Genomic DNA, 19,904 nt, shown 5'->3' with positions numbered 1-19,904 from the left:
GTTGCGGATGGTCGGGTGGGCGACCATCCGCAACGCCAGCGAGATCAGCGGCTGCACCCGGCGGGCCTCCGGGTCGGCCTCGACCGCCGCGTGCCGGGCCAAGGCCCCGACCCGCACCCCTTCGTCGTCCGTGCGCACGTAGGCCAGGTCGCTCAGGCCGTTGAGGTCGACCAGCGAGCTGGGCGCCGCGAGGCGCATCGAGAGCAGCGGCACGAGGCTCTGACCTCCCGCCAGCACCTTGGCGTGCGGGTCGGCGGCCAGGCTCGTCACCGCCTCCTCGAGGGTGGTGGGCCGGGTGTAGGCGAAGGGGGCGGGCTTCACAGGACCTTGGTGACCTCTCCGGCCCCGAGGCTCTCGCGGCGCCCCTTGACCATGTGGAAGTAGGCGATGACCAGGATCGTGCCGAGCGCGATGCCGCCGAGCTCGAAGTCGTCGGTGATCACCATGGTGACACCTCCGATGCCGGCGATGATGCCCGCGGAGAGGCCGACCAGGTTGACGGGGTTGCCGAAGTCGACGCCGTTGTCCACCCAGATCTTGGCGCCGATGAGCCCGATCATCCCGTAGAGCACCACGGTGATGCCGCCGAGCACGCCACCGGGGATCGCGTTGACGATCGCACCGAACTTGGGGCTCAGGCCGAGCAGGATCGCGACCAGGGCCGCGACGTAGTAGGCGGCCGTGGAGTAGATGCGGGTGGCCGACATGACGCCGATGTTCTCGGCGTACGTCGTGGTGGGCGAGCCGCCGAAGGCGCTGGCGAAGGCGGTGGCCAGGCCGTCACCGGCGATGGCGCGCCCCATGTAGGGGTCGAGGTCCTCGCCGGTCATCTCGCCGACCGCGCGCACGTGGCCGGTGTTCTCGGCGATGAGGGCGATGACGCCGGGCAGCACGAGCAGCACGAAGGTGAGCGAGAAGCTCGGGCCGTGCACGACCGAGACGCCGTCGGCGAGCGTGCCGCTGGGGAAGCCGACCCAGTCGGCGGCACCGACGCTGCTCCAGTTGACGCGGTCGTGGGTCGTCGCCTCGGTGGCGCCACCCAGGACCGAGGTGATCGGGCCGAAGACGGCGTCGGAGAACCACGAGAGCAGGTAGCCGAAGACCAGCGCGAGGGCGACCGCGATGCGCGAGAAGAAGCCCGGGAGGAGCACGGCGGCGGCGACCATGAAGGTCGCGGTCGCGAGCGCGATCCACTGGTCCTGGGGCCAGTAGATGCCGGCGACGACGGGCGCGAGGTTGAACCCGATCAACATCACGACCGCGCCGGTGACGGCGGGCGGCAGGATCGCCTTGAGCCAGCCGGCCCCGGCGAAGTGGACGAGCACGCCGACCGCGGCGAGCACCAGGCCGGCGACCATGATCGCGCCCGTCACGTCGGCGGAGTCGCCTCCCTGGAGCCGGATCGCCGCGACGCCGGCCACGAAGGAGGCGCTGGTGCCGAGGTAGCTGGGCACCTTGTTCTTGACGATCAGCAGGAACAGGATCGTGCAGAGCCCCGAGAAGAGGATCGCCAGGTTGGGGTCGAGCCCCATGACCAGCGGGAAGACGAAGGTCGCGCCGAACATGGCGACGACGTGCTGGGCGCCCAGCCCGACGGTGCGCGGCCAGCTGAGCCGCTGCATCGGGCCGACGGCCTCCCCGGGGGGCGGGGTCTTGCCGCCGTGGACGACCTCCCACTTGAACATCGACATCTAGGGCTCCTCGGGTTCGGGTTCGGGTCCGGACTTGCCGGTCCGGCCGACGCTAGTGTTCTGGATCACGTGCCAGCACCGGCACCTTGTGCCAAGCGGGGCGGCCCTGCCCTGGCAGACCTTGCGGACGGACCTCGTGGCGGACCTCGCGGGCGGACCGGTCAGGCCCGCATCGCCAGCACCTGGAGCGCCACGGCGACGTCGAGACGCAGGTGCGGGTCGGTGGTGAAGGGCCCCAGGATCCGCTCCAGCTTGCTCACCCGGTAGCGCATCGTGTTGTAGTGGAAGAACTGCTGGCGCGCCGCCTCCGCCACGTTGAGGTTGGTGTCGAGCAGGATCTGCAGCGTGGTGCGCAGGTCGGCGGCCTCCTCGGTGTCCTGGGCGAGCTCGCGCAGGACGTCGACAGCGAAGGAGCGCACCTCGGCCGCGTCGGGCACCAGCGCGATCAGCCGGTGCACCCCGAGCTCGTCGAAGCGCGTGGTCCCACCACCGCCGCCCACCCTGCGGCCGACCTCGGTGGCCCGGCGCGCCTGCAGGTAGGCCTCGGGCAGCTGCTCGGGGGTCGTCACCAGGCGACTCACGCCGACGGAGAAGGGTCGCCGCCCGCCGCCCCGGTCACCGCGCACCGCTGCGACCAGCCGCGCGACCGCGGCATCCACCTCGCCGTCGGGCACCGGCAGGAGCGCCACCACCTCGGCGGTGAAGTCCACGGTGACGATCGAGGGCCGCTGTCCGTCGCACACCTGACGCCAGGCGGTCGCGAAGCGCTCCTGCCACGTACGCCGCAGGCGCCCGGTCACCGGCGGCTCGGCGGAGGTCGCGGGGTCCAGCTCGGCCGAGAGCACCACCAGGGGACCCTCCAGGTCCCAGCCGAGGCTCGCGGCGTGCTCCACGACGTAGGTGCGGTCGCCGGCGCGGCCCAGGAAGACGTCGCGCAGGAAGTCGCCGCGGTACTTGTTCTCGACGGCCGCGACCGCCTCCTGCCGGGTCACCAGCAGCGCCGCCACGGTCGCCGCGCGCTCCAGCGCCACCACGTCGTCTCGTGTCAGCGGGCGGTCGGGGCTCACGCAGACCAGACGCGCGAGGTCGGAGCCCCCGGCGGCGATCGGCTGCAGGCACACCTCGCCACGCCCGAGGGGCGCGGGGCGGGTGCTGGCGCGCTCGACGCGGAAGCGGCCCCCGGGCACCAACAGCTCGGCCTCGACCAACGCCTCGCGCGTCGGCTCCGACAGCGCGGCGGCCCGCTCGCGGCCGTCGGTGGAGGTGATGAGGATCCCCACGTCGAGCACCCGGGCCACCTCGGCGGCGATCTGGTCGAGGTCGCCGCCCTCCAGCACGAGCAGGGTGAGGGCCCGGTGCAGCGCGTCGATGCGCTCCAGGACCCCGGAGGCGAGCTCGTTGAGCCGGCTGAAGGTCTGGCGCAGCAGGTCGTCGAAGCCCAGCGCCATCGGCAGCGCGATGATCGGGAAGTCCAGCTCGTCGGCGACGGCCAGCACGTCGGTGTCGATGCTGTCGAGGTAGCGCCCCAGCTTGATGCCCAGGCCCGCCACGTCACGTCCGTGCAGGTCGCGCACCAGCCGGACCAGGGTCGAGGAGCCCTGGTCGTCACCGGTCGCGAGGGGGAAACCGGTCGTCACCAGGAGCTCCTGGGGCTTGACCCAGTCGACGATGTCGGGGACCTCCATGACGTTGACCCCGCTGACCATGCGGTCGAGCCCGCGCCGGCCCGCGAGCACGATCGCCCCCCGCATGCCCTCGAGCTCGCAGAGATCGCGCACGCTCACGCCGTACCCGGGACTGATCACCGCCGAGCCACCCCCCTCCCCGTGTCGTCCACGACACTCCGAGCCCGACACGCTAGCCCAACGGGCGACCTCTGGCGCTATCAGTTGTTGGCCCCCTGGGCCGCCAGGCTTGGCAAGACCTGCCATCGGCTCGAGGCCCGGCCCGGCGTTAGCGTCGAGATCCCGGACCCGAAGGCCCGGCACCCTTCCCGCGACTGCCCGAGAGGACGCATGACTCCCCCGCAGCCCGCCACCCGCGACCGCGTGGTCGCCTCGAGCCCCGCGTGGGTCGTGGCCGGCCTCGGCGGTCCGGTGCGGGAGGTGCCCGTCGTCCACCGGGGCGCCGACGCGGTCTACGTCGACCTCGGCGACCGCGTCCTCGGGGTCCTCTCCACCGCGGCCACCGCGGTGCCGTGCGGCCTGCGCACGACCCTGCCGGTGCTGCCGGTGTCCCTCACCTCCGCGCGCCGCGCCCTGGTCGGCGGTGGCCACCTCGACCTCGACGACACCCGGGTCGTCGTGACTCGGGTCGTGGACGCCGGTGTGCCGCGACGTCCCGGTCGTGACCCCGACACGGCGCGGCACCTGCTCGCCCGGGCGCTCGCCTCGCCCGACCCGGTCGACCCGACCGCCGCCCCGGTGCTGCGTGCCGTGGTCGACGAGCTGCCCCCCGAGGCCCTCGTGCTGCTCGCCGACGGCGACCCGGACGCGGCCGCCCTGCTGCTGGGTCGCGGCTCCGGCCTGACCCCCGTCGGCGACGACGTGCTCTGCGGGGCCCTGGCGACGCTGGTCTCGGCCGCCGTGCGCGCCCCCGCGCTGACCGCCGCTGTCCTGACGCTGGCACCCGAGCGCACCACGGCCCTCTCCGCCACGCTGCTCGGCTGTGCCGCGCGCGGCGACGTGCTGCCGCAGTTCGCCGCGCTGCTGCAGCACCTCGCGCCCCCCGGGACGGCCGATCCCGACGACCACGACGACCCCCGCACCACCGCCGCCGCGACCGCCCTGGTCCGCGTCGGCCACACCTCCGGGGCCGGGCTGCTGCTCGGCACCGCCCTGGCCCTGCGCCACCTCGCGACAAGGAGCACCCTGCGATGACCAGCCCGCCCCCCACCTCCCCCGGAGCCACGCACCAGCACGTCGAGGTCCGTCCCGGCGCCTACGCCGACTCGGTGACGCTGCTGCAGGTCAGCAAGGACGTCGCCGGCGCCCCCGGCGTCTCCCGCGCCCAGGTCGCGATGGCCACCCCCCTCAACCTCGAGGTGCTCGAGCAGATGGGCTTCGAGCTGCCGCCGACCACGACCAACGACATGGTCGTCGCGCTGATGCTGGACGACGAGGACGCCCTGCCGGGCGCGCTCGCGGCCGTCGCCGCAGCGCTCGCCGCCTCGACGCGACGCCGCGAGGGCAGCGCCGAGCTCGCCCCCGCCCGTACGACGGGCCGCGCGCTCGCCGAGGGCGGCGCCGACCTCGCGCTGATCTCCGTGCCGGGCCAGCACGCGCTGGTCGAGGCCGTCGACGCGCTGGACGCCGATCGTGACGTGATGATCTTCAGCGACAACGTGCCCGTGGAGCAGGAGGTCGCGCTCAAGGACCTCGCCACCGCCCGCGGACTGCTGGTCATGGGCCCCGACTGCGGCACCGCCGTGGTCGGCGGCGTCGGCCTCGGCTTCGCCAACACCACCGCGTCGGGCCCGGTCGGCATCGTGGCCGCCTCGGGCACGGGCTGCCAGCAGCTGATGTGCCTGCTCGAGGCTGCGGGTGTGGGCGTCGCCGCCGCGCTCGGCGTCGGCGGGCGCGACCTGGGCAGCGTGGTCGCCGGGCGCTCGACGCGCACGGCCCTCCAGCGACTCGACGCCGACCCGGCCGTGGAGCTGGTGGTCGTGGTCTCCAAGCCACCCGCCCCCGAGGTGGCCGCCGACCTGCGCGCGCTCGCCGCGACCCTGGCGACGCCCGTGCACTTCGCGCTGCTCGGCGACGGCCAGCCCGACCTGACCGAGGCCGCGGAGGCCGTGCTGGGCGCGCTCGGCCACGACGTGCCGACCTGGCCGACGTGGGGGGCGACCGGCGCGGGCACCCCCGGCACCGGCGGCTTCCTGCGCGGGCTCTTCGTCGGCGGCACCCTGTGCGACGAGGCGATGCTCGTGGCCGCGCACGAACTCGGCCCCGTGCGCAGCAACATCCCGCTCTCGCCCGAGCTGGCGCTCGACGGCTCGCTCCGCGCCGATGCCCACACGATGGTCGACTTCGGCGACGACAGCCTCACGGCCGGTCGCGCCCACCCGATGATCGACCCCACGCTGCGCCTCGAGCACCTCGCCCGCGCCGCCGCCGACCCCACGACCGCCTGCCTGCTGATGGACGTCGTGCTCGGCCACGGCGCCGAGCCGGACCCGGCCGGGGCCCTGGCCCCTGCCGTGCGCGACGCGATCGCGACCGCCCGTGCCGCCGGTCGCGACCTGCCCGTCGTGATCGCCTGCGTCGGCACCGAGCTCGACCCGCAGCACCTCTCGCGCCAGGCCGCCACGTTGGCCGAGGCCGGCGCCGAGGTCCACCTGTCCAACGCCCGGGCCACGCGCCGGGCCGTCGCCCTCACCGGAGGCCCCCGATGACCGCTCCCATCCCCGCCCCGCTGCCCACGACCGCTCCCGGCGGCGTCGCCGCCGTCGGTGTCGACCTCTTCGGCGACGCCGTGGCCGAGCAGGCCGTCGGCGTGACCCGCGTCGACTGGCGTCCTCCGATGGACGGCACCGCCGCCGACCTCGCGGTCCTGGCGACCGACCCGCTGCGACGCGAGGCCAACGCCCGCGCCGTCGCGGCGATGCTCGACGTGCAGGCCGTGCTGGTCGACGTCGCCCCCGCCTCGGAGGTCCTCGGCCTCGAGCAGGGACAGTTCCTCCACGCCGGACCGCCGATCAGGTGGGACGCCGCCTCCGGGCCCCTGCGCGGCGCGCTCATGGGTGCCGCCGCGCTCGAGGGCCTGGTGAGCGACCCCGAGGACGCCGCCGCCCTCTTCGAGTCGGGCTCGTCGGTCTCGCTGGACCCCTGCCACCACCACAGCACCGTCGGGCCCATGGCCGGCGTCGTGTCCCCCTCCATGTGGATGTGGGTCCTCGAGGACCCCGCCACCGGGCGCCGCACCTACTGCTCGCTCAACGAGGGGCTGGGCAAGGTCCTGCGCTACGGCGCCTACGGACCCGACGTGCTCGAGCGGCTGCGCTGGATGTCGGCCGTGCTCGGGCCGCTGCTGGCCCAGGCCGTGCGCGCGACCGGGCCCGTCGACGTCACCGGGATCCTCACCCAGATGCTGCAGATGGGCGACGAGGCGCACAACCGCAACCGCGCCGGCACGCTGATGCTGCTGCGCGACCTCGCCCCCGCGATGGCCGAGTCCGGCGCAGCGCCCGCCGACGTGGCCCAGGTGCTGCGCTTCGTCGGCGGCAACGACCACTTCTTCCTCAACCTGGCGATGCCCGCCTGCAAGCTCGCGCTCGACGCCGCTCGCGGCACCGAGGGCTCCACCATGGTCGTCGCGATGGCGCGCAACGGCACGGAGTTCGGCATCCAGGTCGCCGGCACCGGCGACACCTGGTTCACCGGGCCGGCCCAGGTCGCCGAGGGACTCTTCCTCGGTGACTACGGCCCGGACGACGCCAACCCCGACATCGGCGACTCCGCCATCACCGAGACCGCCGGCATCGGCGGCTTCGCCATGGCCACCGCCCCCGCGATCGTGCGCCTCGTGGGCGGCAGCGTGCCCGACGCGCTCGCGACCACCCGGCGGATGCGCGAGATCACGCTCGCGGAGAACCCGCGCTGGTCGATCCCGGTCCTGGAGTTCGCCGGGGCCCCGACCGGCATCGACGTCAGCGCCGTGTGCCGCACGGGGATCCTGCCGCAGATCAACACCGGCATGGCCGGTCGCGTCGCGGGCGTGGGACAGGTCGGAGCCGGGCTGGTCACTCCTCCCGCGGAGATCTTCCCGGCCGCCCTCGCCGAGCTCGCGCGTCGTACGACGCAGCGCGCCGCCGGCTGAGCCGCACCCCGCAGGCCCCCCACCCCCGCCGAGTCGGCGCGATGTTGCACCACGTCGCGCCGGCCCGGCGGGAGCATTCGGCTGTGACGAGCGTCCCGAGTCACTAGCGTGTGGGCGCATGACCAAGTCCGCGTCCCTGACCCGCGTCGCGATCGCCTACGCGGCCGCGCTCGCCGTCGCCGCAGCCTGGCTCGTGCTCGGTCCGAGCACGGGCTCGCTGCTGTGGGACGGCCTGGTCGCCGACCTGCTGGCGACGCTGGTGATCTTCGGCGCCAGCCGCCTGCACCACAACTCCAGCTTCTACGACGCCTACTGGTCGGTCGCGCCGCCGCTGCTCATCGGCTGGTGGTGGAGCCAGAGCCCCGAGGCCGACGACACCCGCGCCGCCCTGGTGATGCTGGTGGTCGTCGTCTGGGCGGTCCGGCTGACCGGCAACTGGATCTACGCGTTCCCCGGCCTGCACCACGAGGACTGGCGCTACCCCCTGCTCCGGGAGCGCGCCGGCAAGGCCGAGGTGCTCGCCGACCTGGGCGGCATCCACCTGGTGCCCACGATCCAGGTGTTCCTCGGCTGCCTCCCGGCCTACGTCGCCGTGACGCGCCAGGGCAACGCCGTCGGCTGGCTCGACGCGGTCGCGGTCGTCGTCGGGCTCGGGGCCGTGCTGCTCACCTTCGTCGCCGACCTCCAGATGTATCGCTTCGTCCGCACCCGCCAACCCGGCCAGGCCATGGACCAGGGCCTCTGGTCCTGGTCGCGCCACCCCAACTACTTCGGTGAGTGGGCCTTCTGGCTCGCCCTCGCGCTCTTCGGCGTCGCCGCGTCGCCCGGTGACGCGTGGTGGCTCTTCGTCGGCGCCCTCGCGATGCTCGCGCTGCTCCAGGGCGCGAGCATCCCGATGATGGAGGAGCGCAGCCTCGAGCGGCGCCCGGCCTACCAGGACGTCATCGACCGCGTCCCGCGCTTCGTGCCGCGACCGCCACGTCGTACGACGTGACGCGGGCTCACCACCGGGCCCGCGTGGTCGTCGCCGGCCTCGGCGACTCCGGCCTGCTGACCGCGATCCACCTGGCCCGCCACGCCGACGAGGTCGACGTCGTCGGCATCTCGAGCAAGCCTGGGCTGGTCAGCGGCCAGGAGCTCGGGATGCGGCTCGCCCGCCCCGACGACTGGGCGCGCGACTACCGGATCGGCTTCGACCGCTACCGCCGCCTCGACCCCGTGCGCCGGGTCCACGCCACCCTGACCGGCCTCGACGTCGCCGCACGCGAGGTCCGGCTGACGACGGCCTCGGGCGCGGCGAGCACGGAGCCCTACGACGTCCTGGTGATCTCGACCGGCGTCACCAACGGCTTCTGGCGCCGGCCCGACCTCCAGAGCGCGACCGACGTCGACGCGGACCTGCGCGCGGCGCACGAGAGGCTCGCGGCAGCCGCGTCCGTGGTCGTCATCGGCGGTGGCGCAGCAGCGGTCAGCAGCGCCGCCAACCTCGCGCTGACCTGGCCGGACAAGCAGGTCGCGCTGCACTTCCCCGGCGAGCGGGCGCTCCCCCAGCACCACCACCGGGTCTGGCGCACCGTCGCCGGCCGGCTCGAGGGGCTCGGCGTCGCGCTGCACCCCGGCCACCGCGCGGTCGTCCCCGAGGGTTTCGCCTGCGACGCGATCACCGACGCGCCGGTCGCGTGGAGCACCGGCCAGCCGCCGACCACCGCCGACGCGGTGCTCTGGGCGATCGGGCGCGTCACCCCCAACACGTCCTGGCTGCCGCCGGAGCTGCTCGACGAGCGCGGCTTCGTGCGCGTCGACCCCGACCTCTCGGTCCCCGGCCACCCCGGCGTCTTCGCCCTCGGCGACGTCGCCGCCACCGATCCGCTGCGATCGTCGGCGCGCAACCGGGCCGACAAGCTCCTCGCCGCCAACATCCGCGCCCACCTCGCGGGGCGCCCGCTGAGGGCCTACAGCGCGCCCGGCCGACGCTGGGGCTCGGTGCTCGGTTTCCAGCCCGACGGGCTCCAGGTCTTCGTCCCCTCCGGCCAGGCGTTCCGCTTCCCCGCCTGGACGATCCGCAGCGTGCTCCAGCCGCTCATCGTGCGGCGCGGGATCTACGGCGGCGTACGTCGCGACTGAGTCCCACCGCCGAAGCGCCTCAGCCTCCAGCCAGAAGCTCCGCGAGGTCCACGGACGCGGTGTGGGCGACCCGCCGGGCCGCAGGCGGGCTGACGGGGCCGTCGACCGCCAGCACCACGTCGTCCGGCACCGTCTCCACGGCGGCGTCCTTGCGGGCGTTGCCGCGCCGCACCACCCCGACGGGGTAGGCGGTGTCCCCCACGCGCACCGCCAGCTCGATCGGCTCGGCAGCACCGAAGCGGGCCGCGAAGGCCCAGACGTCGCGTCGCACCTCGGTGTCGAGGGGCCGTGGACACCCGCACCAGCGTCCCCCCACCGGGCGCCTCGAACGGCGCCATCTCCTGCCGCCCGCCCCGTCGTACGACGTGCGGTGCGGGCCGGCGGGAGTCTCATCGCCGGGGCCTACCCCCGGACCGGTCCGGAAAACGGGTCCGGCTGTGCCAGGCTCTCCCCGGAGCTTCTCGGGGACCTTCGAGACCGTCCAGCGCATCTCGCGCCCGCGCACCTCGCGCACGAACCCAGGAGTCCCCCCATGAAGCGCATCGCCCTCGGCGTCGCGGCCGTCGCCGCCCTCGCCAGCCTCACCGCCTGCTCGGGCTCCGACAGCGACGAGCCCACCACCGCAGCCTCCGAGAGCACCGAGAGCCCCGACAGCACCGAGTCCTCCGACACGCCGTCCGAGGAGCCCACCGAGGCCGAGGCCGTCGACGACCACTTCGCCACGGCCCTCACCCAGGTCTCGGACCTGTTCACGGTCCTCAACACCCAGGACGACGTGCAGCCCACCACGACCGAGGAGGCCAACGCCGCGGCGGGCCTCGACGACACGACGCCGCTGGTCTTCGCCGACTACTCCACGCTCGAGGACGGCTCCGGCGGCTCGCTGTGCCTGCTCTCCGACACCGGCGCCTACGTCGCGGTGAGCTTCGCGGACGGCGAGGGCGAGGTCGACCTCGGGGACGGCGACTGCAGCTACGACCCGGCCGACGCCGTGGTGGTCGGCGACCTGGCCACGGACGAGTGGACCGTGGGCGGCGAGCTCATGGGCGACCTGCTGCCCACCGCCGTCTTCGGCGGCTGACGCTCACCCGAGCAGAGGACCGCCCGAGCAACGACGAGGGCCGGACACCTGATCGGTGCCCGGCCCTCGTCATCTGCTGCATGTGTGCGCGAGGGGGGATTTGAACCCCCACGCCCTTTCGGACACTGGCACCTGAAGCCAGCGCGTCTGCCGTTCCGCCACTCGCGCATGTAGCCGGGTAAGGCTATCCCAGCCCTCGACCAGGTCCCAAACCGGGCCGGAGGGTGCACGAGTCTGACCCCGCACCCCGATACGATCGTCGGACCCCGGCTCGGTGTCGGGGTGGTCGTCATGTCTGCGGAAGGAGGCGACGTGGGAGGACTGCAACGCTTCGAGCAACGGCTCGAGCAGATGATCTCCGGTGCGTTCGCCCGGGCCTTCCGCTCGGCGGTGCAGCCGGTGGAGATCGCCGCTGCCCTGCAGCGCGAGTGTGACAACAACGCCCAGATCCTCTCCCGCGACCGCCGCCTGGTCCCCAACGACTTCCATGTCGAGCTCTCCCAGACCGACCTCGACCGGCTCGCGACCTACGAGGGCGCCATGGCCCAGGAGCTCGTCGACCAGCTCCAGCAGCACGCCGACGCCCAGGGCTACGTCTTCACCGGCCCCGTCAAGCTCGGCTTCGAGCCGGCCGACGACCTCACGACGGGCCGCTTCCGGATCCGCAGCTCGGCCCAGGCCAAGGTGACGGGCAACGCCTCCCACACCCAGGTACGCCGCGCCCACGCGCTGCTCGACGTCAACGGCACGCAGCACCCCCTGCACGCGCCCGGGCTGGTCATTGGTCGCGGCACGGAGGCCGACGTCCGCATCAACGACCCCGGCGTCAGCCGGCGCCACGTGGAGTTCCTCGTCACCGGCCACGGCGACGACCTGATGGTGGAGGTCCAGGACCTCGGCTCGACCAACGGCATGCTCGTCGACGACCGCAAGGTCCCGCGAGCCACGCTGCGCAACGGTTCGCGAGTGAAGGTGGGCAACACGACGATGACGGTCCGCGTGGTCAGGGACGATGCCGATGTCTGAGCTGACCCTCTTCCTCATCCGCATCGCCTACCTGGCGATCCTCTGGATCTTCGTGCTCTCCGCCATCTCGGTGATCCGCTCCGACATGTTCGGCGCCCGGGTCCCCGAGACCGCGCGCGCCGCGGGCCGAGACGGCAAGGCCCCCAAGCAGCCCAAGCAGAAGGCCCCGCCCAAGCGGCGCGGATCACCGACCCAGGTCGTCGTGACGGCCGGCACCAGCGAGGGCGCGACCGCAGCGCTCGACAACGCCCCGATCCTGATCGGGCGCGGCAGCGACGCGGCGATCCGGCTCGAGGACGACTACGTCTCCACCCGGCACGCCCGCATCGCGGCGTCCGGTGACCAGTGGTTCGTCGAGGACCTCGGGTCCACCAACGGCACCTACATCGGGACCGTCCGCATCACCCAGCCGACCACGATCACCCTCGGCACCCAGGTGAGGATCGGCAAGACGATCCTGGAGCTGCGCAAGTGAGCTCCCCGCTCCGGCTCCACTACTCCGCGATCTCCGACGTCGGTCGGGTCCGCAAGGACAACCAGGACTCCGGCTACGCCGGCCCCTGGCTGCTGAGCGTCTGCGACGGCGTGGGCGGCGCGGCCCGCGGCGACATCGCCTCGAGCACTGCGATCCAGCAGCTGCGCGAGCTCGACGACCCGCCCGCCGACGACACCGGCTCGGGGCTGCTCGACCGGGTCACCGACGCGCTGCACGAGGCCCACGTGCGCATCGGCCGGCTCGTCGACGCCGACCCCGCCCTCAACGGCACCAGCACCACGGCCACGGTCGCGCTCTTCGACGGCTCGCGCATCGGGCTCGGCCACGTCGGCGACAGCCGCGCCTACCTCTTCCGCGACGGTGAGCTCTCCCAGCTCACCAAGGACCACACCTTCGTGCAGTCGCTCATCGACGAGGGCCGCATCACCGAGGAGGAGTCGCGGGTCCACCCGCACCGCAACCTCATCCTCAAGGCCCTCGACGGGATGCACGAGGCCGAGCCCGACCTCTTCATGATCGAGCTCGTCGACGGCGACCGGGTGTTCCTCTGCAGCGACGGCGCCTGCGGCGTCCTCGACGACGGTCGGCTCGCCGACATCCTCAACATGGGCAGCCCCGACTTCGCCGCCGTGGAGCTGGTGCGTGCCAGCCTCGAGGCCGGCAGCTCCGACAACGTCACCTGCATCGTGGCCGACGTCGTCACCGAGGAGGCTGCGCTGGCCGACCCCGAGATCGCCGGCCTCGAGCCGCTGCTCGTGGGCGCGGCGGCCGAGCTGCGTCGCCGCACCCCGCGCGGTGCCAAGGGCAGCCTCTTCCGCGGCCACCGCTCCGGCGACACCGGCGAGCTCGACCCGATCGAGGCCGAGATCCCCGAGGGCGTCCACGCGATCCCCGCCGACCCGATCGACCCGGAGACCGCCCGCTACGCCCCCCGCCCGCCCGCGCGCTTCCAGTGGATCAAGCGGGTCCTGGTGCTCGCGATCGTCGTGGGCGTGGTGTGGGTCGGTGTCGCGGCCGCGTGGTCGTGGACCCAGGACCAGTACTTCGTCGGCGAGCAGGACGGCAGCGTCGTCATCTACCGCGGCATCAACACCGACCTGCCCGGCGTCTCGCTCAGCTCGCTCTACATGACCAGCGACGTCGAGATCGAGCGCCTCTCCGACTACGACGCCGGTCGCGTGCGCGACGGCATCGAGGTCGCCGACCTCGACGCCGCGCAGGAGACGGTCCAGAGCCTGGCCACCGAGATGTCCCCGACCGACGGGGCCGGCTGAGATGTCCCAGACCTCCGCCCTGATGGGCTTCGTGCACCGACGCCGCCGGGGAGCCGAGCTGTTCCTGCTCGTCCTCGCGCTCGCGGTCGGGGTGGGGGCCTACGCCGCCGTCGGCATCGGGGTCGAGGGCAGCGTGCCGGTCGACATTGTCAGCTACGGCGGCTGGCTGACCGGGCTGGTCGTCGCCGCCCACGTCGCGGTCCGCTTCGTGGCGCCCTACGCCGACCCGGTGCTGCTGCCGCTGGTCGCCGCGCTCAACGGGCTCGGGCTCGCGGTCATCCACCGCCTCGACCTCACCGACGGCACCACCTTCGCGCGCCAGCAGCTCACCTGGATGACGCTGGGCGTGCTCCTCTTCATCGGTGCCCTGGTGGTCCTGCGCGACCACCGGGTCCTGACCCGCTTCACCTACACCTTCGGCCTGAGCGCGATCCTCCTGCTGCTCCTGCCGCTCGTCCCCGGGGTCGGCAAGACCATCAACGGCGCCAAGATCTGGATCGGCGTCGGGCCCTTCAGCTTCCAGCCCGGCGAGGTCGCCAAGGTGCTGCTGGTGGTGGCATTCGCCGGCTACCTCGTCCTGCACCGCGACGCCCTGGCCCTGGCCGGACGCCGCGTCGTCTTCGTCGACCTGCCCCGCGGCCGCGACCTCGGCCCGATCCTCGCCATGTGGCTGGTCAGCCTCGGCATCCTGGTCTTCCAGAAGGACCTCGGCTCCAGCCTGCTGTTCTTCGGCCTCTTCCTGGTGATGCTCTACGTCGCCACCGAGCGGCCCGGGTGGCTCGTCGTCGGCTCGGCACTGTTCCTCAGCGGCGCCCTCTTCGCGTGGCGCGCCTTCGGACACGTCCAGGACCGCGTGGACATCTGGCTGCACCCGTTCAAGTACTACAACAACGCGACGCCGCCCTTCAGCGACCAGATCGTCGAGACCATGTTCGGCATGGCGTGGGGCGGCCTGATCGGCCGCGGCTTCGGCGAGGGCGACCCGACCCGGATCAGCTATGCCGAGTCCGACTTCATCATGGGTGCCATCGGCGAGGAGCTCGGCCTGACCGGCGTCATCGCGGTCCTGCTGATCTACGGCCTCATCGTCGAGCGCGCGCTGCGCGCCGCCCTGATCTCGCGCGACGGCTTCGGCAAGCTCGTCGCCGTCGGCCTGGCGAGCGTCGTCGCCCTCCAGGTCTTCGTGGTCATCGGCGGGGTCACCCGGCTGATCCCGCTCACCGGTCTGACCACGCCCTTCCTGTCCTACGGAGGCTCCTCCCTGGTCGCCAACTGGGTGATCATCGCGCTGCTGCTGCGCATCTCCGACCAGGCCCGACGACCGATCCCGGACCTGTCCGGGCAGGACGAGGAGCCCGACGAGATGAACACCCAGGTGATCAAGCTGTGAACAAGCCGATCCGCACGATCTCGATGTTCTGCCTGCTGCTCTTCGTGGCCCTGATGCTCAACGCCACCTACCTGCAGTTCTGGCGCGCCGACTCCCTCGACAACGACCCGCGCAACCGGCGCGTCATCGAGGCCGCCTACTCCCGCGAGCGGGGCGCGATCCTGGTCGGTCGCGAGCCGATCGCCGAGAGCGTCCCGAGCGACGACCGCTTCGAGTTCCAGCGGACCTACCCGATCCCCTTCAAGTACGCCCCCGTCACCGGCTACTTCTCCTTCTTCAGCCAGACCGCGATCGAGCAGACCCAGAACGAGGTGCTCTCCGGCGAGGACCCGCGCCTGTTCGTCACCAAGCTCGTCGACCTGCTGAGCAACGACCCCAACAAGGGCGGCAGCGTCCAGCTGACGCTCGACCCCGACGCCCAGGACGCGGCCTACGAAGGCCTCGACGCCCTGCCCGGCAACGTCGAGGGCTCCGTCGTGGCGCTCGACCCCGCGACCGGCAAGATCCTCGCGATGGTGTCGCTGCCGACCTACGACCCCAACAAGCTCGCCTCCCACGACCTCGACGAGGTCACCTCGACCTACGAGCGGCTCGACGAGGATCCCGCCGAGCCGCTGGTCAACCGCGCGATCGCCAAGACGCTGCCGCCGGGCTCGACGTTCAAGATCGTCACGGCCGCGGCCGCCATCGAGAGCGGCAACTACTCCGCGAGCTCCGAGGTGCCGGGCGGCTCGACCTACCGCCTGCCGCAGACCTCCGCCGAGAGCGGCGTCATCGACAACGAGGGCCGCGACTGCGGCACCGACCGGATCCCCTTCGCGCAGGCCATGGAGAACTCCTGCAACACCACCTTCGCCGCGCTCGCCAACGAGCTCGGGGCCGAGGCGATGCTCAAGCAGGCGGAGGCCTTCGGCTTCAACTCCACCTACCTCGAGGACCTGCGGCCCCAGGCCGAGTCGGTCTTCCCCGAGGACATGAACCCGCCCGAGACCGGCCAGTCCGGCATCGGCCAGTTCGAGGTGCGCTCCACCCCCCTGCAGATGGCGATGGTCGTCGGCGCCGTCGCCAACAACGGCATCGTCAAGCGCCCCTACATCGTCGACGAGGTCCAGTCGGCCGAATACGACGTCCTCGAGAAGACCGAGGACAGCGACCTGTCCCAGGCCATCTCCTCCTCGACCGCTGCCGACCTCACGCAGCTGCTCGTCTCCACCGTCGACAACGGCACGGCGAGCCCCGCCGCGATCCCCGGGATCAGCGTCGCCGGCAAGACCGGCACCGCCCAGAGCGGCATCGACGACGTGCCGCCCTACGCGTGGTTCGTCTCCTTCGCCCCGGCCGACGACCCGCAGGTCGCGGTGGCGGTGATGATCGAGTCCGCCGACATCCCACGCGGCGAGATCGCCGGTGGCCAGCTCGGCGGACCCATCGCCAAGGCCGTCATGGAGGCGATCATCAATGACTGACGAGACCGGTCCCGTGCAGCCCGAGCGCTTCGCCGACGACGGCCGTCGCTACCGCCTCGACTCCCGCATCGCCACCGGCGGGATGGGCGAGGTCTGGCGCGCCACCGACACGACCCTGGGCCGCGAGGTCGCGGTCAAGCTGCTCAAGCACGAGTTCGCCGACGACGCGACCTTCCGCTCCCGCTTCGAGACCGAGGCGCGTCACGCCGCCGCGCTGCACCACCACGGTGTCGCCGGCGTCTACGACTTCGGCGAGGCCGGTGCCGCCGACGGCTCCGGGCAGCCGCGGCCCTTCCTGGTGATGGAGCTCGTCGACGGCAAGCCGCTCTCCGACCTGCTCAGCGGGGGTCGCCCGCTCGACCCCGAGGTCGCTCGCGACCTGCTCGCCCAGGCCGCCGACGCGGTCGCGGTCGCCCACGCCGCCGGCATCGTGCACCGCGACATCAAGCCCGCCAACCTCCTCGTCACGCCCGACCGGCAGATCAAGATCACCGACTTCGGCATCGCCCGCGCCGCCGACGGCGTCGGCATCACCCAGACCGGCCAGGTCATGGGCACCCCGCAGTACCTCTCGCCCGAGCAGGCCCGCGGCAACCCCGCGACCACCGCCTCCGACGTCTACTCCCTGGGCTGCGTCGCCTTCGAGTGCCTGGTCGGCCGGCGCCCCTTCGAGGCGGAGTCCCCCATCGCCACCGCGCTGGCCCACCTCCAGCAGCCGGTGCCCGAGCTCCCCGGCGACGTGCCCGCCGACCTGGCTGCCGTCGTACGACGGGCCCTCGCGAAGGAACCCGCCGAGCGCTATCCCGACGCGGCCGCCTTCGCCGCCGCCCTGCGCGACCCGTCGTCCACCGCCGCGACCCAGGTCGTCGTGCCACCGGTGGCCCCGGTGCCGCTCGACGCCCAGGGCACCCAGGTCATGGCCGGCGTGCCGCCCGTCGACCCCGGTCCCGCCACGGTGTCGACCCCGGTCTCGACCCCGGTGCCGCCGCCGGCGTCCTCGGACCGCCGCACCCCGTGGGTGGCGATCCTGGTCGTCCTGCTGGTGCTCCTGCTGGCGGCCGGCGCCTTCGCGGTGCTGCGCGGCGGCGACGACACCGAGGAGCCGACCACCCCGACCTCGTCCAACGGCGAGCGGGTGGTGATCGACGAGAGCGACTACGTCGACCGGCCCGTCGACACCGTGGTGGACGAGCTCACCGAGCGCGGCCTGCGCGTCGACACCGTCGAGCTCGACAACGGCGGCGACGAGACGCCGGGCCTGGTGGACGGGGTCGACCCGTCCGGTCGGCTGCAGGTGGGCGACCTCGTCGAGGTGACCTACTGGGGCGACGCGCCCGAGGAGGAGCCGTCCGAGGAGCCCTCGGAGGAGCCGACGCCGTCGGAGGAGCCGAGCGAGACGCCGTCGGAGACGCCGTCCGAGGAGCCCAGCCTGGAGCCGACCGAGGTCCCCACCGAGGTGCCGACCGAGACGACGCCCCCGGCGGAGACGACCCCGCCCGCCGAGAGCACGCCGGCGGCCGGCACGTCGCCCTCCGCGGCCCAGGGCAGCACGGCCAGTGCTCCTCCCGCAGCCCAGCCCACCGGCTCGACGACCGAAGGAGCACCCACGCAGTGAGCACCTCAGGTCCTGTCCTCATCGGCGGCCGCTACGAGCTCGGTGAGCTGCTCGGCCGCGGTGGCATGGCGGAGGTCCGCAAGGGCACCGACCAGCGCCTCGGCCGCGTGGTCGCGGTCAAGCGGCTGCGCACCGACCTCGCCAGCGACGCGACGTTCCAGGCCCGCTTCCGGCGCGAGGCGCAGTCGTCGGCGTCGCTCAACCACCCGTCGATCGTGGCGGTCTACGACACCGGCGAGGAGCCCTCGACCGACGGCTCCGGCGTCGCCCAGCCCTACATCGTGATGGAGCACGTCGCCGGTCGCACGCTGCGCGACATCCTGCGCGAGGGGCGCAAGATCCTGCCCGAGCGGGCACTCGAGATCACCAGCGGCGTCCTGGCCGCGCTCGACTACAGCCACCGCGCCGGGATCATCCACCGCGACATCAAGCCGGGCAACGTGATGCTCACCCCCAGCGGCGACGTCAAGGTCATGGACTTCGGCATCGCCCGGGCGATCAGCGACGCCTCCTCGACCATGACCCAGACCGCGGCCGTGGTCGGCACCGCTCAATACCTCTCCCCCGAGCAGGCTCGCGGCGAGACCGTCGACTCCCGCTCCGACGTCTACTCCACCGGCTGCCTGCTCTACGAGCTGCTCACCGGCCGTCCGCCGTTCGTCGGCGACAGCCCGGTCGCCGTGGCCTACCAGCACGTCCGCGAGCCGGCCGCCCCGCCGTCCGACCACGACACGGATCTGCCGCCCGAGATCGACACCATCGTCATGAAGTCGCTGGCCAAGCGGCTCGAGGAGCGCTACCAGTCGGCGGCCGAGATGCGCGCCGACATCGAGCGCTATCTCTCCGGCCGCCCGGTCCAGGCCGTCGTGTCCCCCGGCACCGAGGCCACGCGTGTCGTGCCGGTCGTGCCACCGCTGGCCGGTGCCGTCGGTGCGTCGACCCCCGCCACGGGGATCATGCCCACGCAGGCCGCCACCTCCCCCCGTCCGCCGATGCCGGTGGCCGCCGACGACGACCCGCGCCGCCGCACGGGCCTGCTGGTGACGCTCGGGGTGCTGATCCTCGGGCTCATCGTGGCCGCCGCCTACTTCGTGCTGCCCGCGATGTTCGAGAGCCCGCCCGAGCAGAACCAGGTGCCCAGCGTCGTCGGGGAGAGCCTCGACGCCGCCCGTCAGGCCATCGGTGATGCCGGCCTGACCGTCGGCGACATCAGCTATGAGGACAACGACTCGGTCCGCGAGAACCACGTCATCAGCCAGGACCCCAACCGCGACCAGTACGTCGACCCCGGCACCTCGATCGACCTGCTGGTCTCCTCGGGCAAGCCGATGGTCGTCGTCCCGTCGGTCGTCGGGCAGCTGCGCGGCGCGGCGGCCGAGCAGATCCGCGCGGCGGGCCTGAAGGTCGTCGTCGAGGAGCGCGACTCCGACGAGGACAAGAACCAGGTGCTCGAGACCTCGCCGACCGTGGGCTCCGAGGTGCCCGTCGACAGCGTCGTCACCGTCTTCTACTCCGACGGTCCCGAGCGCATCCCCGGCGTCATCGGCGACATGCAGGACGTGGCCGAGGAGAAGATCCGAGCCGCCGGGTTCTCCCCGGTCGTGCGCGAGGACGCCGCGTCGACCGAGCCGGCCGGCGTGGTCACCGACCAGTTCCCCGGCTCGGGTGACACCGCCGACCAGGGCGCCGAGATCATCATCTTCGTCTCGACCTTCGTCGAGCCGACACCCACGCCCACCCCGACCCCCACGCCCACCGACATCCCCACCACCGAGCCCCCGATCCCCACCGACATCCCGAGTCGCGCGGGTGCCGGGGTGCTCGGCGCGCTGCGGAGCACGGAGCCGTAGGGCCGGGGTGCCCGACTCGCCCACGGAGTCCGACCAGCCCCGCCGTCGTACGACGCCCGCCCGGTCCTGCGCAC

General features: G+C 73.1%; 17 protein-coding genes and 1 tRNA gene. 13 read left to right on the top strand and 5 right to left on the bottom strand.

Features of this window, described 5'->3' with window-relative positions:
* The 3 genes from AAG827_RS05770 to AAG827_RS05760 form a co-directional block, all read right to left on the bottom strand.
* On the bottom strand, nt 1–321 hold a 321-nt coding region (locus AAG827_RS05770; RefSeq protein WP_341924897.1), incomplete at its 3' end, for an FAD binding domain-containing protein.
* Nucleotides 318–1,691 carry a solute carrier family 23 protein gene (locus AAG827_RS05765; protein WP_341924896.1) on the bottom strand — a complete coding sequence of 458 codons (1,374 nt, stop codon included), beginning with the start codon at nt 1,689–1,691 and terminating at the stop codon, nt 318–320. The genes AAG827_RS05765 and AAG827_RS05770, both read right to left, overlap by 4 nt.
* A gap of 161 nt (nt 1,692–1,852) precedes the next feature.
* Complete coding sequence (locus AAG827_RS05760) at nt 1,853–3,469, bottom strand: PucR family transcriptional regulator ligand-binding domain-containing protein (protein ID WP_341924894.1); 1,617 nt, start codon at nt 3,467–3,469, stop codon at nt 1,853–1,855.
* 237 nt (nt 3,470–3,706) lie between these two features.
* Between AAG827_RS05760 and AAG827_RS05755 the strand changes: the two genes are divergently transcribed.
* From AAG827_RS05755 to AAG827_RS05735, 5 genes are all read left to right on the top strand, one after another.
* Nucleotides 3,707–4,570, top strand: a complete 864-nt coding sequence (locus AAG827_RS05755; RefSeq protein ID WP_341924893.1) for a DUF2877 domain-containing protein — start codon at nt 3,707–3,709, stop codon at nt 4,568–4,570.
* Nucleotides 4,567–6,084, top strand: coding sequence for an FdrA family protein (locus AAG827_RS05750; RefSeq protein WP_341924891.1), 1,518 nt, complete (start codon nt 4,567–4,569; stop codon nt 6,082–6,084). The genes AAG827_RS05755 and AAG827_RS05750 overlap by 4 nt, the downstream gene beginning before the upstream one ends.
* Entirely contained in the window at nt 6,081–7,508 is a 1,428-nt protein-coding gene (locus tag AAG827_RS05745; protein ID WP_341924890.1) for a DUF1116 domain-containing protein, read from the top strand. Before AAG827_RS05750 ends, AAG827_RS05745 begins: the two co-directional genes overlap by 4 nt.
* Nucleotides 7,509–7,626: 118 nt before the next feature.
* On the top strand, nt 7,627–8,502 hold the full coding sequence (locus AAG827_RS05740; protein ID WP_341924889.1) for a DUF1295 domain-containing protein: 876 nt from the start codon (nt 7,627–7,629) through the stop codon (nt 8,500–8,502).
* Complete coding sequence (locus AAG827_RS05735; protein WP_341924888.1) at nt 8,499–9,632, top strand: FAD-dependent oxidoreductase; 1,134 nt, start codon at nt 8,499–8,501, stop codon at nt 9,630–9,632. The genes AAG827_RS05740 and AAG827_RS05735 overlap by 4 nt, the downstream gene beginning before the upstream one ends.
* A gap of 19 nt (nt 9,633–9,651) precedes the next feature.
* Here the strand turns inward: AAG827_RS05735 and AAG827_RS05730 are convergent, their stop codons facing one another.
* A complete protein-coding gene (locus AAG827_RS05730; protein WP_341924886.1) occupies nt 9,652–9,903 on the bottom strand; it encodes a hypothetical protein in 252 nt (83 codons plus the stop codon).
* Between the two features lie 261 nt (nt 9,904–10,164).
* Here AAG827_RS05730 and AAG827_RS05725 point away from each other — a divergent pair, with 261 nt between their 5' ends.
* Nucleotides 10,165–10,713 carry a hypothetical protein gene (locus AAG827_RS05725; protein WP_341924885.1) on the top strand — a complete coding sequence of 183 codons (549 nt, stop codon included), beginning with the start codon at nt 10,165–10,167 and terminating at the stop codon, nt 10,711–10,713.
* Nucleotides 10,714–10,798: 85 nt separating this feature from the next.
* Here AAG827_RS05725 and AAG827_RS05720 read toward each other — a convergent pair.
* Nucleotides 10,799–10,881: transfer RNA gene (locus tag AAG827_RS05720), tRNA-Leu, on the bottom strand.
* A gap of 144 nt (nt 10,882–11,025) precedes the next feature.
* Here AAG827_RS05720 and AAG827_RS05715 point away from each other — a divergent pair.
* Genes AAG827_RS05715 through pknB form a run of 7 tightly spaced genes read left to right on the top strand, consistent with a single transcriptional unit; the run spans nt 11,026 to nt 19,830 of the window.
* Nucleotides 11,026–11,739: a DUF3662 and FHA domain-containing protein gene (locus AAG827_RS05715; RefSeq protein WP_341924884.1), complete on the top strand. Its 714-nt coding sequence runs from the start codon at nt 11,026–11,028 to the stop codon at nt 11,737–11,739.
* On the top strand, nt 11,732–12,214 hold the full coding sequence (locus AAG827_RS05710) for an FHA domain-containing protein (RefSeq protein ID WP_341924883.1): 483 nt from the start codon (nt 11,732–11,734) through the stop codon (nt 12,212–12,214). The genes AAG827_RS05715 and AAG827_RS05710 overlap by 8 nt, the downstream gene beginning before the upstream one ends.
* Nucleotides 12,211–13,509, top strand: a complete 1,299-nt coding sequence (locus AAG827_RS05705) for a protein phosphatase 2C domain-containing protein (protein WP_341924882.1) — start codon at nt 12,211–12,213, stop codon at nt 13,507–13,509. The genes AAG827_RS05710 and AAG827_RS05705 overlap by 4 nt, the downstream gene beginning before the upstream one ends.
* A gap of 1 nt (nt 13,510) precedes the next feature.
* Entirely contained in the window at nt 13,511–14,899 is a 1,389-nt protein-coding gene (locus tag AAG827_RS05700) for an FtsW/RodA/SpoVE family cell cycle protein (protein ID WP_341924881.1), read from the top strand.
* Nucleotides 14,896–16,365, top strand: coding sequence for a penicillin-binding protein 2 (locus AAG827_RS05695; protein ID WP_341924880.1), 1,470 nt, complete (start codon nt 14,896–14,898; stop codon nt 16,363–16,365). Before AAG827_RS05700 ends, AAG827_RS05695 begins: the two co-directional genes overlap by 4 nt.
* On the top strand, nt 16,358–17,980 hold the full coding sequence (locus tag AAG827_RS05690) for a serine/threonine-protein kinase (protein ID WP_341924879.1): 1,623 nt from the start codon (nt 16,358–16,360) through the stop codon (nt 17,978–17,980). Before AAG827_RS05695 ends, AAG827_RS05690 begins: the two co-directional genes overlap by 8 nt.
* Nucleotides 17,977–19,830: a Stk1 family PASTA domain-containing Ser/Thr kinase gene (gene pknB / locus AAG827_RS05685; protein WP_341924878.1), complete on the top strand. Its 1,854-nt coding sequence runs from the start codon at nt 17,977–17,979 to the stop codon at nt 19,828–19,830. The genes AAG827_RS05690 and pknB overlap by 4 nt, the downstream gene beginning before the upstream one ends.
* Nucleotides 19,831–19,904: the final 74 nt, after the last annotated feature.

The sequence above is a fragment of the Nocardioides psychrotolerans genome, from assembly GCF_943371775.1.
In the GTDB taxonomy this organism is placed as follows: domain Bacteria; phylum Actinomycetota; class Actinomycetes; order Propionibacteriales; family Nocardioidaceae; genus Nocardioides; species Nocardioides psychrotolerans_A.
This window is presented reverse-complemented; position numbering and strand designations above follow the sequence as displayed.

Coding starts and splice junctions, on each gene's coding strand:
- AAG827_RS05765 (WP_341924896.1), bottom strand. CDS start 1,691: ATGTCGATGTTCAAGTGGGAGGTCGTCCACGGCGGCAAGACCCCGCCC.
- AAG827_RS05755 (WP_341924893.1), top strand. CDS start 3,707: ATGACTCCCCCGCAGCCCGCCACCCGCGACCGCGTGGTCGCCTCGAGC.
- AAG827_RS05750 (WP_341924891.1), top strand. CDS start 4,567: ATGACCAGCCCGCCCCCCACCTCCCCCGGAGCCACGCACCAGCACGTC.
- AAG827_RS05745 (WP_341924890.1), top strand. CDS start 6,081: ATGACCGCTCCCATCCCCGCCCCGCTGCCCACGACCGCTCCCGGCGGC.
- AAG827_RS05740 (WP_341924889.1), top strand. CDS start 7,627: ATGACCAAGTCCGCGTCCCTGACCCGCGTCGCGATCGCCTACGCGGCC.
- AAG827_RS05725 (WP_341924885.1), top strand. CDS start 10,165: ATGAAGCGCATCGCCCTCGGCGTCGCGGCCGTCGCCGCCCTCGCCAGC.
- AAG827_RS05710 (WP_341924883.1), top strand. CDS start 11,732: ATGTCTGAGCTGACCCTCTTCCTCATCCGCATCGCCTACCTGGCGATC.
- AAG827_RS05700 (WP_341924881.1), top strand. CDS start 13,511: ATGTCCCAGACCTCCGCCCTGATGGGCTTCGTGCACCGACGCCGCCGG.
- AAG827_RS05690 (WP_341924879.1), top strand. CDS start 16,358: ATGACTGACGAGACCGGTCCCGTGCAGCCCGAGCGCTTCGCCGACGAC.